General features: G+C 36.5%; 1 pseudogene. It reads right to left on the bottom strand.

Annotated features, from left to right (window positions below):
* Positions 1-605, bottom strand: a pseudogene (locus NMM25_RS10525) (hypothetical protein); the annotation flags it as partial.

The raw sequence follows: 605 nt of genomic DNA, 5'->3' as shown, positions 1-605 counted from the left end.
ACTGGGTTCACTGATTCAGCTGTTAATGTTTCATCTGAAACACTTGCTTTATCTGCTAAATACCCTTTGATTACTGGTGATGTTTGACCTTTTACAACATCGTCTGTTGAGATCCAGTCTCCTCTTTCAACGATTTCTTTTGTAACAACATTAACCTTTAATTTACGAGTAAAGCGTGCTGTGTCTGTAAAGCTTGGTGAAGCTTCTGTCCCATCTTCATAGACATAACTAATCGTACGTTTAAAGTCCTTAACAGATTCATCTGTTAACTGTTTGATCTTCTCATCATCCCATTTAGGTCCGATTGGATTTTCTGGATCTATTGGGTCTGTTGGTTTTGGTGGATTTGTCGGATCAAACGGTACAATTGGTTCTTCCAAGGTAACAGTATACTGTTGATCTGTCTTACTATCCTTATCAAAGTTTTGTGGATCTTTAAATTCGTCTTTGACAACTCTGTATCCTTGCTCTTGCAATTTCTTGAGCTCAGATTCATAATTTGTTCGGCCGATTACTTCTCCAGATTTCCCAGTTTCAGTTACTTTTCCTAATTCCTTATTATCATTTTGATTCACAAAAGTAATAATAGCTTTTTGATCATCCTG

The organism is Streptococcus sp. CF10-1 (genome assembly GCF_024295825.1).
In the GTDB taxonomy this organism is placed as follows: Bacteria; Bacillota; Bacilli; order Lactobacillales; family Streptococcaceae; genus Streptococcus.
The sequence above is the reverse complement of the archived record's forward strand: the minus strand, read 5'-3'. Positions and strand labels throughout refer to the sequence as shown.